At 62.6% G+C, this 13,418-nt stretch carries 11 protein-coding genes and 1 pseudogene; 7 read left to right on the forward strand and 5 right to left on the reverse strand.

Annotation, left to right across the window (positions count from 1 at the left end; genetic code table 11):
- Nucleotides 1–25 precede the first annotated feature (25 nt).
- Together SANT_RS07785 and SANT_RS07790 are read right to left on the reverse strand one after the other, a co-directional pair.
- Entirely contained in the window at nucleotides 26–1,729 is a 1,704-nt protein-coding gene (locus SANT_RS07785) for a hydantoinase B/oxoprolinase family protein (RefSeq protein ID WP_025421733.1), read from the reverse strand.
- 2 nt (nucleotides 1,730–1,731) lie between these two features.
- Nucleotides 1,732–3,777 (reverse strand): hydantoinase/oxoprolinase family protein, encoded by a 2,046-nt coding sequence (locus SANT_RS07790; RefSeq protein WP_025421734.1) that lies wholly within the window; start codon nucleotides 3,775–3,777, stop codon nucleotides 1,732–1,734.
- 534 nt (nucleotides 3,778–4,311) lie between these two features.
- Here SANT_RS07790 and SANT_RS07795 point away from each other — a divergent pair.
- Nucleotides 4,312–5,526: a pyridoxal phosphate-dependent aminotransferase gene (locus SANT_RS07795; protein WP_025421735.1), complete on the forward strand. Its 1,215-nt coding sequence runs from the start codon at nucleotides 4,312–4,314 to the stop codon at nucleotides 5,524–5,526.
- Nucleotides 5,523–5,966, forward strand: a complete 444-nt coding sequence (locus SANT_RS07800; RefSeq protein WP_025421736.1) for a RidA family protein — start codon at nucleotides 5,523–5,525, stop codon at nucleotides 5,964–5,966. Before SANT_RS07795 ends, SANT_RS07800 begins: the two co-directional genes overlap by 4 nt.
- Here the strand turns inward: SANT_RS07800 and nac are convergent.
- Nucleotides 5,938–6,930, reverse strand: a complete 993-nt coding sequence (nac, locus tag SANT_RS07805) for a nitrogen assimilation transcriptional regulator NAC (protein WP_025421737.1) — start codon at nucleotides 6,928–6,930, stop codon at nucleotides 5,938–5,940. The genes SANT_RS07800 and nac overlap by 29 nt on opposite strands.
- A gap of 247 nt (nucleotides 6,931–7,177) precedes the next feature.
- Between nac and SANT_RS07810 the strand changes: the two genes are divergently transcribed.
- The 5 genes and pseudogenes from SANT_RS07810 (at nucleotide 7,178) to SANT_RS07830 (ending at nucleotide 11,088) form a co-directional block, all read left to right on the forward strand.
- Entirely contained in the window at nucleotides 7,178–7,681 is a 504-nt protein-coding gene (locus tag SANT_RS07810) for an acetyl-CoA carboxylase biotin carboxyl carrier protein (RefSeq protein ID WP_025421738.1), read from the forward strand.
- Between the two features lie 32 nt (nucleotides 7,682–7,713).
- Nucleotides 7,714–9,045: pseudogene (gene accC, locus SANT_RS07815) on the forward strand (acetyl-CoA carboxylase biotin carboxylase subunit); the annotation flags it as partial.
- A 46-nt stretch (nucleotides 9,046–9,091) separates the two neighbouring features.
- Nucleotides 9,092–9,550: an acetyl-CoA carboxylase biotin carboxyl carrier protein gene (locus tag SANT_RS07820; protein ID WP_148296255.1), complete on the forward strand. Its 459-nt coding sequence runs from the start codon at nucleotides 9,092–9,094 to the stop codon at nucleotides 9,548–9,550.
- Between the two features lie 86 nt (nucleotides 9,551–9,636).
- Nucleotides 9,637–10,338, forward strand: a complete 702-nt coding sequence (locus tag SANT_RS07825; protein WP_025421741.1) for an amino acid ABC transporter permease — start codon at nucleotides 9,637–9,639, stop codon at nucleotides 10,336–10,338.
- A 6-nt stretch (nucleotides 10,339–10,344) separates the two neighbouring features.
- On the forward strand, nucleotides 10,345–11,088 hold the full coding sequence (locus tag SANT_RS07830) for an amino acid ABC transporter permease (protein WP_025421742.1): 744 nt from the start codon (nucleotides 10,345–10,347) through the stop codon (nucleotides 11,086–11,088).
- A gap of 179 nt (nucleotides 11,089–11,267) precedes the next feature.
- Here SANT_RS07830 and SANT_RS07835 read toward each other — a convergent pair whose 3' ends face one another.
- Nucleotides 11,268–11,789, reverse strand: coding sequence for a gamma carbonic anhydrase family protein (locus SANT_RS07835; RefSeq protein ID WP_025421743.1), 522 nt, complete (start codon nucleotides 11,787–11,789; stop codon nucleotides 11,268–11,270).
- A gap of 57 nt (nucleotides 11,790–11,846) precedes the next feature.
- A complete protein-coding gene (locus tag SANT_RS07840) occupies nucleotides 11,847–13,415 on the reverse strand; it encodes an MFS transporter (protein WP_051440134.1) in 1,569 nt (522 codons plus the stop codon).
- Nucleotides 13,416–13,418: the final 3 nt, after the last annotated feature.

Raw genomic sequence — 13,418 nt, forward strand, 5'->3', positions numbered from 1 at the left:
TTGACGCCACCGGTGCGTCTGAAATTCAGGCCGGCGGCGCATCCTGCTTATCGCCATAACCGTAATTGGCCAGGGCGTGGGCGGGAGAGATGTAGCCGTTGGCGATATCGGCCTCGATACGCCAGGGGGCGCGCTTGGCGGGATTGCCATAGCCGCCGCCGCCCGCCGACAGGCACACCAAGCGATCGCCGCTATCGATGGCGATACCGCTCTCGCGTCCACTCAGCGTCAGCCGTTCCCCGCCGGCGCGCTCAATGACACAGACATGTCCCGCGGCGGCATGGCCATCCATGAGGCCGTAGGGCAGTACATCGGTGCCGGCGCCGGCCACGTTCACCACGCCGCGCTGGTTCCCCAAGTAGTGAATGACGATTTTGCCGCCCAATCCCCCGCGCTGCTCTCCCGCGCCGCAGGAGTCCTGGCGCAGGCTGTACTCTTCGATACGCAGCGGGTAGGTGGCTTCGGTGCGCTCGATGCCCGGCGAAGGTGTGCCGCCGGGGTTATGGATCCCCCCCAAATTCGGCCAGCCGTCGTAATGGGCGTTGGCGCCGGCGCCGCCACGGTTGTAGAACGAGTGCCAGATAAACGCGTCGCCGCCGGCGTCCTGGCTGGCGATGGCGAAACGAAAGCGGCGAGCGAAGCCGGCCAAGACGTTGCCGGGTAGCGATAACGCCATCGCCTGTAGTACCGCCTCGATAATCGCGCTGGCGGTCAGCGACGTGCAGGCCGCCACCGGCGCCGGTTCGACCGGATCCACCAGACTGCCCTTGCGGGTGTGCAGCGTTATCGCGCGCGCGCTGCCGTCGTTGAGCTGTTGTTCGTCGTCGCACAGATACAAAAAGGCGACGTTGACCGCCGCACGGGTATTGGCTATCGGGCTGTTGAGGAAATTCGTCACCTGATCCGGGCAGCGGGTCAAGTCGACGCTGGCCTGGCCGTCGCGGATTTCCACCGTCACCGGTAGCGGCAGCCAGCCTTCGCCCCCCTCGTTTTCCAAATAACTCATCCCCTCGAACACGCCTTGCGTGCAGCGCTGTAACATGGCGCGCAAACCTCGCTCGCCGGCGTCAAGAATGCCGGTAACGCAGCGGCCAATCTCGTCGGCGCCGTAATGCGCCAGCAGTGACGCCAGGCGCTGTGCACCGATATTGACCGCGGCGATCTGCGCCAGAATATCCCCCTTTAAATCGCCGGGTTTGCGCGAGTTGAGGGCGATAAAATCCAGTATATCGTGTTGCACCTCATCGCGGCGTACCAGCCTGACCGGCGAGATGCGCAGGCCCTCATGCCATATTTCCCGGGCGGCGGGGCTGTAGCCGCCGGCCGAGATACCGCCGATATCCCCTTGATGGGCGCGGATTGACACCCACAGGCATAATTTGCCGTCGCAAAACACCGGCTTGGACATGGTGATATCCGGCAGATGGCTACCGCCGGCGAAGGGATCGTTGGCGATGACAATGTCCCCCGGCCGCAGATCGTCGCCGAAGCGCCGCAGCATCTCTTTCAGCGCCCACGACATGGCGCCCATGTGAATCGGCACCCGTTCGGCCTGCGCGATGGTGCTGCCGTCGGCGTCGGCGATAACCGTCGAAAAGTCCTGGTTTTGATTGAGAATGGGGGAAAAACAGGTGTGGGTCATGGTTTCCGCCATCTCTTCGGCGATCGCCTGCAATTTATGGCGCACCACGGAAAGCGTAAGCGGGTTGATGTCCTGGGGCTGCGTCATGGTTATGCTCTCCGGAAAAGATGTAAACAGCCAAGCTCGTCCACCCGCGCGCTATCGCCGGGGTGCAGCAGAACCGTGGTTGAGGCGGAATCGATTATTGCCGGACCGGACAGCTCGGCGCCGGCGCCCAGGCTCTCACAGCGGTACACGGGGCAGGAGATAGCGCCGTCCAGATAGACGCGTCGGTAAGACTGCGGCGCGGGCTGGCCGCGCTGTGCGGCGACGCGCGGTGGCGCCAGCCGCGGCAGAACGCCGTAGGCGGCGACGCGCAGCTGATCGATAATCGCCGGCTCGCGCGCGTGCCGATGGTGATAAAGGGCCATATAGGCCGCCTCGAAGGCCTGCTGAATGCGCTCAGTCAGGCCGGCGACGGGCCAGTCCATCGCGAGTGTGACCGGGATGCTGTGGATTTGCCGCGCGTAGCGGCAATCCGCCACCAGATGCAGCGTCATGGTGTCCGCGCTAAAGCCCTGTCGCGCCAGCCCGCGCCGGGCATCCTCGCTCATGGTTTCACAAAGCGCATGCAGCGCGGTATCGGTAAGCCGGGTGATTGGCTGGCCCAGGGCCCGCTGACTGTCGTGGCGCACGTCGGCCGCCAGAAATCCCAGCGCCGACAAGACCGACGCCTGACGAGGAATGATCGCTTCGGGAATTTGCAGCTCGCGGGCGACGGCGCCGGTATGGATGCCGCCGGCCCCGCCGAACGACAGCAGCGCATAGTCGCGCGGATCGCAGCCGCGGCGCACGGTGGCCAGCCGGATACCTTCGGTTATCTTGGACGTGGCCAGATTATGAATGGCCAGCGCCGCGTCTTCGACCGTCAGACCGAGCGGACGGGCGATGTGCTCGGAGACGGCGGCAACGGCGGCCGGCAGCGATAGCGCCATTCTGCCGCCAAGAAACGTATCAGCACCAATATAGCCGAGCACCAGATTGGCGTCGGTGAGCGTCGGGCGCGTGCCGCCACGCTGAAAACAGGCGGGGCCGGGAGACGCGCCGGCGCTGGCGGGGCCGAGAGTCAATATGCCGCCGCCGTCGATGGCGGCGAGGCTGCCGCCGCCCACCGCCAGGGGGTTGATGTCGATAGCCGGTACGGCTATTTTCATATCGGCGAGGTGTTTCGCCTGGATTTCCACCGGCCGCCCCGCTTCGATAACGCAGATATCGGTGCTGGTGCCGCCGGTATCGTAGGCTACCACCCGCTCGAACCCGTATTGCCCGGCGAACAGCGCACCCGCCATGGCGCCGCCGGCGGGACCGCTGGTGACCGCGCCCACCGCGCGTAACCCCGCCTCCGCCGCCGGCAACACGCCGCCGTTGGACTGCATGATCATTAGCGGCGTGCGGATGCCTTTCGCCGCCAGCGTGCCGGCCAGACGCATTAAATAACCGTTCAGACCCGGGCCCACATAGGCGTTGACCACCGCCGTCGACAGGCGATCGTATTCCCCCTCGCGGGACAACACTTCATGCGACAGCGAAATATAGGGCGTCCAGCCGCTGGCCGCGATAAGGTCGCGCACTTGCCGTTCATGCTGCGGATTACGGTGGGCGTGCAGAAAGCAGACCACCACCGCTTCAACCTGCGCTTCACGCAGGGCGCTAATCGCCGCCTGCGCCTGTTCGCTATCCAGCGGCGTGATGATCTCGCCGTCGTGATTGACGCGTTCATCCACTTCCAAACGCAGCGGCCTGTCTATCAAGGGGGAGGGGAATTCATCGCGCAGACGGTAGCGGTGGCGTTTCGTTCCTTCGCGCAGCTCCAGCAGGTCGCGAAAGCCGGCGGTGGTGATGAGCCCGACCCGGGCGCCGTTGCGCTGCACTAAAATATTGGTCGCCACCGTAGTGCCGTGAATAAACACCTGGGTGTCGGCGAGCAGCGCCGACAGACTTAGCCCGCGTTCCTGAGCCAGCAGCACCAGCCCGTCCAGCACGCCCTGCGCCGGATCCGCCGGCACCGAGGGGGTTTTCACGAAACATAATCCCGCCGCGGGATCAAGCGTAACGACATCGGTAAAGGTACCGCCCACATCCACCCCAATACGCATTTTTACCTCATCCGTAGGGTCGTCTAAGAAAAAATCACTATACATGACTAGTCAGGTGTGTCAAGGCGGCCATTGACCGCACCGGCGGCAACGACGCCAGGTCCCGGAAATTCCATCGCGATGAAAATGACCCTAGCGAGTATGGTGGCGGCTAACCCACCGCGGATATGGCGCGCCGGGTCACAGGAGGAGGGTGGCAGAGGCAGTTTCTCGCCGCGGCCGCTATCGTGCCTGTATCAAAAAAACATGACTAGTCATGATGGCGCTCGTTAAGGTGACGCAGGCAGACGGCGGGCCACCCGCGCCGACCGCCACAGGCGATGTTGCGCCATCCATAAGCCGTGGTTATCACCTCAAAAAGTTTCTGTCTTATCCCGCATGGCCGCCAATCGCTAGAGTCACCGATGTCCGCTGCCGCCGGCGGCAAGCGGGCTGTGCCTGCCCCCGACCGTATGCTTTTTGCGATGGCGCCGCGCCGTGCGGCCGCCGGGCGGGTAACGGCTTTATGCCTATCATTACGCTTGTGAGGATGCAATGACGTCACTTGATGAAAGATTCAGCCAGTTGGCGACGGACCATGCCCCCGGACAGGAAGTCCGGCAAACCTGCAGCGATTTGGCTTCGTTGGCTATCGGTTCGGCGCTGCCCGGCCGTGCGGTCGATTTTTCCCACGGCGATGTGGATGCCTTCACCCCAGCGCCCGGCGCTTTTGACGATTTCGTTAACGGTGTCCAGATGGGCGGTAAACGGGCCTATACCGAATACCGTGGCGACGCGTCGATCCGCCTACAGCTGGCCGCCCGGCTGGCGTCATTTATCGGCGCACCCGTGACGGGCGATGACGATATGATCATCACCCCCGGCTCTCAGGGCGCGTTATTTCTGGCGCTGGCCGCGACGGTGGGCGCGGGGGATAAGGTGGCGATCGTGCAGCCGGATTATTTTGCCAACCGCAAACTGGTGCAGTTCCTGGATGCGCAGGTCGTGCCGGTGCGGCTGGACTATCTACACGGCGATCCCGCCGCGGGCCTCGACCTGCCCGCGCTGGAACACGCTTTTCGCACCGGGGTGAAGGTGTTTGTGTTTTCCAATCCCAATAATCCGACCGGCGTGGTGTATAGCCAGGCTGAAATCGCCCGTATCGGCGAACTGGCGCAGCGGTACGGCGTGACGGTGATTGTCGACCAACTGTATGCCCGACTGTGCTATTCCGGCACCACCTATACGCATCTGCGCGCCGTCGCGCGGGCGGATCATCCCATTATCACTCTGATGGGGCCGTCAAAAACGGAATCGCTGAGCGGTTACCGGCTGGGCGTGGCGCTAGCGCCGCCGGCCATCATCACCCGTATGGAACAATTGCAGGCTATTGTTTCCCTGCGCGCGGCCGGCTATTGCCAATCCGTGCTGCAAGGCTGGTTTGCCGAGCCGGAGGGGTGGATGGCGCAGCGCATCGCGCTGCACCAGGCGATACGAGATCGACTGTATCGCCAATTTAGCGATGCCGGTATCAAGACCCGACTGCCGCAGGCGGGAAGCTATCTGTTTTTGACCCTACCGCCGCTGCGCGTTGCCCCGGTGGATTTTGTCCGCCTGCTGCGCTACCAGGCGCAGGTTATCGTCACCCCCGGTAGCGAATTTAGTCCGCACGCCGGCGACAGCGTCCGGCTTAATTTTTCGCAGGATCACGACGCGGCGCAGAACGCCGCTTCGCGCCTGATAGCGATGATTGCGCGGTACCGCCAATGAACGCGCCTGTAACCGGCGCATCAGCGCGTCCCCAGGGCAATTATGTGGCCGCCAAACGGCACGCCGACGTGATCTATACCGCGGGCATGACCCCGCGGCGGGCGGGAGTGCTGCTGTTGCAGGGGCCAGTCCGCGCCGATAGCCCTCTGGAGGATTACCGGGAAGCCGTGACGCTGGCCTGCGCCAACGCATTGCATGCGGCAAGGGCGCGGCTGACACGCGGCGAAGATATCGACGGCGTGCTGAGTTTGACGGTGTTTATTTGGGCGGCGAAGGCATTCAGCGCCCATTCGCGCCTGGCGGATTTTGCCTCGAATTACCTTGCCGCCGAGCTGGGCACGGCCGGAATCGGCGCCCGCGCCGCCGTGGGGGTCGCCTCCTTGCCGGGCAACGCGCCGGTGGAAATTCAGCTTATCGCAACGGTGTCCCGGCGGGAATAAGGCCCGCCGGTCGCGTCGCGTGGGCCTGCGCGCCGCGCATTTCCTGCCGCATTCTTACGCTCAACGCATGCTGCGTGACGATATCCAGAATGGTCTGTTTAACCGCCTGCGCGGGCAGCGACAGCGACAGGGATTTGGACTCGCACAGCGCGAGCGGCGTCAGCAGCACCGGCTTGATACGCGCGTGGTGCAACGCCGGCGAGGTATCGCTCAATTGCAACGCCACCGACGCCGGCAAAATCGTGGAGCCGATCCCCGCGATGACCGCCTCATTGAGCGTGACATGGGTGGATATTTCCGCCACCACCCGCGGCGTACTGCCGAACTGAATAAAGGCATCGTCAACGGTTTTGCGCAGGAAGTGGTTGCGGTTGGGCAAGATCAGCGCCCTATCGATGATGTCTTCCAGACCGATTTGCGCTTTATCTGCCGCGAGACGGCTGCTGACGAAATATAACTCCTCTTCCAGCAGGGTTGAAAAGCGGATGCCGTGGGGCATAGCAGTGCCGTAAAGACTGGTGCCCAACAGCGCCAGATCCAGGTTGCCGTTCATCACCAATTCACTTTGCCGTACGCCGGAATTCTGGTTCAAATTCAGCGAAATGTCGGGATAGGCCTCGCGCACCGCCTTAAGCAGCGGGATGGCCAAATGCTCCGCCATGGAACATTGCGCCAACCCGATGCTGACGCTACCGGACAGATTCTGACCGGCGGTTTGGACTTCCTCATGCGCCTGCTCGCACAAATGCAGAATCAATTGGGCTTTACGATAGAGGACTTTCCCTGCCTCGGTGGGCTGCACGCCGCGTTTGTTGCGGATGAGCAACGTCTGTTTTAACTCGTTTTCCAATACCGATAGCTGCTGGCTCAGGGCGGGCTGGGCGACAAATAACACCTCGGCCGCCTGCGTAAGGCTGCCAATTTCGATGCTTTTAACAAAGTATTTCAACCGACGCAAATTCATGTTGTTTCCTTGGTAAAAGGGACATCTTGACCCTAGCCGCAAATGCGATAGCAACCGTCTTGCATATTGCGTGCCATTACCGCACGCGCGTCGGTGGCGCCTTTGCCGGAAGCGGGTTTCTATAAACGGCGATTATTACCTCAGAGACAATCTGTCTTACCGTGCCTTGGGTCGGGCCGATATATTCAACCTCACCGGCCAGCCTCAATAACGACCCCTTACCCGTAAGCAAGGAGACGGCGACATTATGGATCAGCAGCGAATCAATGCGTTGATTGAACTGATGGCCAGCAACGATCTGGTTGAACTCGACATTTGTGAGCACGACTGCCACTTGAAATTATACCGCGATGGCGCCGCCGCGCCCGCCACGGCGGCTGCGCCTAACGCTTTCGCCGCCACGCCCGCCGCGACGTCACCGCCGCCGGCGAGCGGTGCAACCATTGCATCGCCACCGCCGGCGAGCGGCACAACAATTGCATCGCCGGTGCCGGTCGATGAGGAGCCGCAGCAGGGCGGTGAGGTGGTGTGCGCCCCCTTTTATGGCGTACTGCACCTGACGCCGGCGCCGGATCAACCGCCGTTCGTGCGCGTCGGCGATACGATTGAAGCGGGGCAAACCCTGGGGCTGCTTGAAGCGATGAAAATGTTCCATTCCATCACCGCGGCGTGTCGCGGCACGCTACAGGCCATTTTAAGCGAACCGGGACAGGAGGTGGAGACCGATCAACCGCTGTTCCGGATCCATTAGGGCGTGGTGCCCCCCGTTTACTGAGGCAATCTATGTTTGACACCGTATTCATCGCCAACCGCGGCGAAATCGCGTTGCGTATTCTACGCGCCTGCCGCGGTTTAGGGCTGAAAACCATCGTCGCGCATTCCGACAGCGATGCCGAAGCGGACTATGTTCGCCAGGCCGACCGGGCCATTTGTATCGGTCCCGCCGCGCCGGGGGCAAGTTATTTGAACCAGGCGGCGTTACTGCTGGCGGCCAGGGCCAGCGGCGCCGGGGCCGTCCACCCCGGCTATGGCTTTCTGTCGGAAAACGCGGCATTCGCCGAACGCGTTAACGCGGCCGGCCTGACCTTTATCGGGCCCGATGCGGCCTGCTTACGCACCATGGGCGATAAAATCGCCGCCAAAACGGCGATGCGCGCCGCGGGCATGCCGTGCGTGCCGGGGTATGATAAATCGCTACCGGACGATCCCGGGCAACTGGCGGCGATTGCCGCAGAGATCGGTTATCCGGTCATCATCAAAGCCGCGGGCGGCGGGGGCGGGCGCGGCATGCGGGTTGTGCCTGCCGCCGAGGCATTACCGGACGCGGTGCGCCTGACGCGCGAGGAAGCGCGGCACGCCTTCAACAATCCGACCCTGTATATCGAGAAATTTCTCGCCCATCCGCGCCACATTGAGATCCAAGTGCTGTGCGATAACCACGGTAATGCACTATGGCTGGGCAGCCGGGATTGCTCCTTGCAGCGCCGCCATCAGAAGGTGATCGAAGAGGCCCCGGCACCCGGCATCGCCCCGCAGCGGATAGCCAAAATAGGCGAGCGCTGCGTGACGGCCTGCCGGCAAATCGGCTACAGCGGCGTCGGTACCTTTGAATTCCTGTATCAGGATGATGCGTTCTTTTTTATCGAGATGAATACGCGCTTGCAGGTGGAACATCCGGTCACCGAAATGATTACCGGTATCGATATTGTGCAGCAGCAAATTCGCGTGGCGCGCGGCGAGCGGCTCGGTTTCACGCAGGCCGAGGTGCGCAGCGTCGGGCACGCGGTGGAGTGCCGCATCAACGCCGAAAACCCGCACAGTTTCCTGCCGACGCCCGGCGTGGTAACGCGCTGGCAGCCGCCCGGCGGTTTTGGCGTGCGCGTCGATAGTCATATGACCACCGGCTATCGGGTGCCGCCTTACTATGACTCGATGATCGCCAAACTCATCACCCACGGCGCCCACCGAGAAGACGCCCTGGCGCGTATGCGCCAGGCGCTGCGCGAAACACGGGTGGAAGGCATTGACAGTAATCTTGCCTTGCACCAACAACTGTTAATCGATCCGGGGTTTAGCGCCGGCGGCGTCGATATTCATCATTTGGAACGCTGGCTGGCCGACCGCGCCGCCGCCGAGAGTGTTCCCCCGTTGAGGAGTCCCCATGGAGATTCAGGTGTTACAACACTGGCTGAACTTGATGGCGCAAGCGCATCTCAGTCGGCTTGAATTCACTGGCCCGGATCTGAGGCTGCGCGTGGTGCGCCGCGCCGGCCACGGCGCCCGGCGGCCGGACGGCGCGGCGGCTTCCGCTTCCGCGGCGGCGTCCCCTCCGGCCGCCGTCTCCGTTCACGGGACTGATGCGGCGGCGGGGGGGGCGCACCACCGCCTGCGCGCACGCGCCGTCGGGGTGTTTCTTGACCAGCATCCGCTTCAGGAAACGGCCTTGACGGCGCCGGGCCAGCGCGTGCGCCGCGGCGAGACCGTGGCGCTGCTGGCTATCGATACGCTGTATTTACCGGTGGTCGCCGACCGCGAGGGCATTATCGGTGAACGGCTGCTAGAACCCGGTGCGCAGGTGGATTTCGGCCGCGACCTTTTCACCTTCGTCCCGCAGACATAAACGGCGGTCACCCACGCGGGCCCCCTTTCGCGGCGAGAGCGGCATCGATCGCCATCGCTGAATCCGCCAATGTCAGGAGACCGACAATGAGCACCCATTTTGATCTCGCGCCGATATTAACCGGTGATTACGGCAGACAGATACTTCAGGGTATCGAAATGACGCTGCAGCTCACGGCATGGACCTGGGTGCTGGCCATGTTTATCGCGCTGATATTGGTCACCCTGCGCCTGTGCGGCAACGTTATCGTCAGCCGGGCCGTCGCGGTGTATGTGTCCTATCATCGCAATGTGCCCACGCTGGTCCAGTTGATGCTGTGGTATTTCGCCATACCCATGGTGCTGCCGGCGGGGCTACAGGCGTGGCTCGCCGATTTCGGCGCCGAATTTATTTTCTCGATGATTGCGCTAGGGCTCTGTGAAGCCGCTTTTTTTTCCGAGGATCTGCGCAGCGGCCTGCGCGCCATCCCGCACGGGCAAATGGAAGCGTCCCGCGCGCTCGGACTCAGTTATATCCGCGCCATTCGCTATGTGATCATGCCGCAGGCTGTACGCAACAGTTTGCCGGCGCTCATTAACCACACCGTGACGCTATTCAAAAATACCAGTCTGGCGATGGCCATCGGGCTGGGTGAACTTACCTATGCGACGCGGGAAGTGGAAAATTACACCTACCGCACTTTTGAGACCTATTTGGTCGCCACCGTCGTTTATCTGTTTTTTTCATTGACGTTGATGGGGGCTGGCGCGCTGCTCGCCCGACATTTTCACACCCAGAATGCGAGATAAGCCACTATGTTCGATGTATTGCAAATTGTGCGCGATAACTGGGCGCTGTTTCTGGTCGGGCAATACCCCAACGGTCCGCTGGGCGGTCTCGCCTGTACGCTGCTGTTGTCCCTGTGCGCGTTGGTGATTGCTTTTCCCTCCAGCCTGCTGATGGCCATCGGGCGTATCTCGCCGTTCAGGCTTATTCGCTATCCTGTCACGGTGTGGGTTTATTTCATGCGCGGCATCCCGTTAATCATGGTGATTTTCTGGACCTATTTTCTGGTGCCGCTGCTTATCGGTCACAACATCAGCGCTTTCACCACCATGCTCTGTACGCTGGTGATCTATCAAAGCGCCTATTTGTGCGAAGTGGTCCGCGCGGGGATCCAGGCCCTGCCGCAGGGGCAAATGGAAGCGGCGCGGGCCCTTGGTATGGGGTATTTCCGCACTACGCTGTGCGTGATTTTACCCCAGGCGCTGTACAATTCGTTGCCGAGTCTGGTGAGTCAGTTCATCGCCATTATTAAGGAAACCACGCTCGGCTATATTATCAATTTGCAGGAAATGACGTTTGCCGCCAACCAGGTCAATAATCAATTGCTGACTAAGCCTTTCCAGGTGTTCGCGATTCTGGCGTTGACCTATTATGTATTGTGTTATGGCCTGACGCAGCTTACCGGCTGGCTGGAGCGGCGCATTGAACGTAAGCGGCGGGGCGGCGCGACCTTGACCTCGGCGTATGTTCCGGCGGCGCCGCGTCAACAATAAGCACAGGCGCCGCGTCAACCGCAAGGGTGGCGGCCGCGCCAGGAAGACGGGCGTTCCTGACGGGTGCCGGATACCGCGCCGGCGTCGGCCATGCCGGCGTGCCATCGGGTGTAACGGCGGGAATGATCCCCGCGGCTGCCGGTCGTGCCGGCAGACCTGAAGCGTGGGGGGCGCGGGGATTATCTCTGCTCGCGCAACTGCGTCCGGTACTCGCGCGCGCGGCGGACATAGTTAGCGCTGGTGGCGATCATCTCCAGGCGTTGCGCCTCGCTCACCTCGCGTATCACCCGCGCCGGCGAGCCGAACACCACGCAATGATCCGGGATCACCTTGCCTTCGGTAATCAGCGTGTTCGCGCCTATCAGACAGTGGCGGCCGATTTTTGCGCCGTTGAGGATCACCGCGTTAATTCCTATCAAACTGTAGTCGCCTATGGTGCAGCCGTGCAGCATCGCCTGATGCCCGACCGTAACGCCGCGACCCAGCGTGAGCGGCGCGCCGGGATCGGCATGCAACACCGCCCCCTCTTGAATGTTGCTCTGCGGGCCGATGTCGATGCGATCGTTATCGCCGCGTATTACGGCATGAAACCAGACGCTGGCGTCGGCCGCCAGCCGTACCTGGCCGACCACAACGGCGCCGGGGGCTATCCAGCACTCCGCGTCGGCGTCGACCTGGTGAGTACCTAAAGCATACAGCATGATGACTCCTGTTGTGCGTCAACGGGCCGCAGGGCGCCGCGAGCGTAATAGCGCGCATCACGCGCGGGGCGGCGCTTGCGGGGCATCGGCGCCGTGGGGATTGAGCTCGATGGCGGGCAAGCGCTGCAAAATCATCAAGGCGGCCGCCGCCAGGGCCACCACCAGCAGCAGGCTCAACGACACCGCCTGCATCAGCGCCAGCCGCGCCAGGGGCAACCACTGGGCCAGCGCCTCGCCGGCGTGGGTTTGCATCAGCACCTGCGGATCGAGATACGCACCGGCGTGAGCGGACAGCCCGCGCGCGCGGAACAGGCGCAACAGCGAGAAGTGGTAACAGCCCTTTACCATCGCGCCCACCACCGCCGTGGCGATAAGGGCCCCCACCAGCCGCAGCGATTTTTGCAGCGCGGTGGCGATCCCTATATGCTCGCGCCGCGCCAGCGCTTGGGTAAACAGCGTCAAATTGATCATGGTAAAGCCCAAGCCGCAGCCGGCCATGATGGTAAGCGTTAACAATGTGGCAAAACCCGCCCGCGCGCCGACCAGCGCATAGCCGAGACTAGCCAGCAGCAATAAACTGAAGCCGATAAACGGCATCAGCGCCGGGTTGGACAGCCGGGTCACAATACGACCATTCACGATCGCCCCCAGCGTCATACACAGCGCCAGCGGGGTAATCAACACGCCGGCATCCGCCGGGCTGAAACCGTAGCCGCCTTGGAACAGCAGGGGAAGATAGATAAGCAGCGAGAACATGGCGCCCCCCGCCAGCAGCGCCAGCCAGTAGAGCTTTTGCAGCGCGGGGTGGGTGAAAAGCGCGCCGGGCAGCAGGGGATCGGCCGCGCGCCGCTCCCGACGCAGCAGGCCTGCTGCCGAGACCAGCAACAGGAGCATCAGCAGGAGGCTCAGGCCGTGGTTGCCCAGCGGTAAATGCTCCACCAGCAACTGAAGTGAAATCAGGCTGGTGGCCACCAGCACCGCCCCGGGCCAGTCGACCTGCGGCGGACCGCTGGTCGGCGGCGCGAAAGCCGGTAAAAAGCGCCAGGCGAAAAACAGCGCCACGCCCCCCAGCGGCACGTTCAAATAAAACACGTAGCGCCAGCCATAATGGCTACTGAGGTAACCGCCGAGTACCGGCCCCAGCGCGTTGGCGACGCTTGAAATCATACTCAGAATGATTTGCCAGCGCAGTCGCCGGCGGGTATCGGGGAACAGTTCGGGAATACAGGCGAACGCGCTGCCTATCACCATACCGCCGCCGATGCCCTGCAGCCCGCGGGCCACCACCAGCTCCAGCATGCTGGTGGACAGGCCGCACCACACCGATCCCAGGGTAAACACTACCGTTGAGGCCAACACAAACGGTTTACGGCCAAAGTAGTCCCCCAGACGGCCGGTAATGGGGATCGCCACCATGTTGGCCAAGAGATAACCGGTGGCGACCCAGGCATACAGACTGAAACCCTGCAGGTCGCTGACGATACTCGGCAGCGCGTTGCCGACGATGGTCTGCTCCAGGGACGACAGCAACATCACCAGCGAAATCCCGAGCATCGCGAGCAGCGAGGAACGGAAACTGTCCGGCTGACCGCTCATCGTCCCTGATGGCGTGGCGGAGAAAGACATAGG

This window comes from Sodalis praecaptivus, assembly GCF_000517425.1.
GTDB lineage: Bacteria > Pseudomonadota > Gammaproteobacteria > Enterobacterales > Enterobacteriaceae > Sodalis_A > Sodalis_A praecaptivus.

Excerpts from the sequence above, each read along its gene's own strand:
- SANT_RS07810 (WP_025421738.1), top strand. The coding sequence starts at position 7,178 with ATGGATCAGCAGCGAATCAATGCGTTGATTGAACTGATGGCCAGCAAC.
- SANT_RS07830 (WP_025421742.1), top strand. The coding sequence starts at position 10,345 with ATGTTCGATGTATTGCAAATTGTGCGCGATAACTGGGCGCTGTTTCTG.
- SANT_RS07820 (WP_148296255.1), top strand. The coding sequence starts at position 9,092 with ATGGAGATTCAGGTGTTACAACACTGGCTGAACTTGATGGCGCAAGCG.
- nac (WP_025421737.1), bottom strand. The coding sequence starts at position 6,930 with ATGAATTTGCGTCGGTTGAAATACTTTGTTAAAAGCATCGAAATTGGC.
- SANT_RS07835 (WP_025421743.1), bottom strand. The coding sequence starts at position 11,789 with ATGCTGTATGCTTTAGGTACTCACCAGGTCGACGCCGACGCGGAGTGC.
- SANT_RS07785 (WP_025421733.1), bottom strand. The coding sequence starts at position 1,729 with ATGACGCAGCCCCAGGACATCAACCCGCTTACGCTTTCCGTGGTGCGC.
- SANT_RS07790 (WP_025421734.1), bottom strand. The coding sequence starts at position 3,777 with ATGCGTATTGGGGTGGATGTGGGCGGTACCTTTACCGATGTCGTTACG.
- SANT_RS07795 (WP_025421735.1), top strand. The coding sequence starts at position 4,312 with ATGACGTCACTTGATGAAAGATTCAGCCAGTTGGCGACGGACCATGCC.
- SANT_RS07840 (WP_051440134.1), bottom strand. The coding sequence starts at position 13,415 with ATGTCTTTCTCCGCCACGCCATCAGGGACGATGAGCGGTCAGCCGGAC.
- SANT_RS07800 (WP_025421736.1), top strand. The coding sequence starts at position 5,523 with ATGAACGCGCCTGTAACCGGCGCATCAGCGCGTCCCCAGGGCAATTAT.
- SANT_RS07825 (WP_025421741.1), top strand. The coding sequence starts at position 9,637 with ATGAGCACCCATTTTGATCTCGCGCCGATATTAACCGGTGATTACGGC.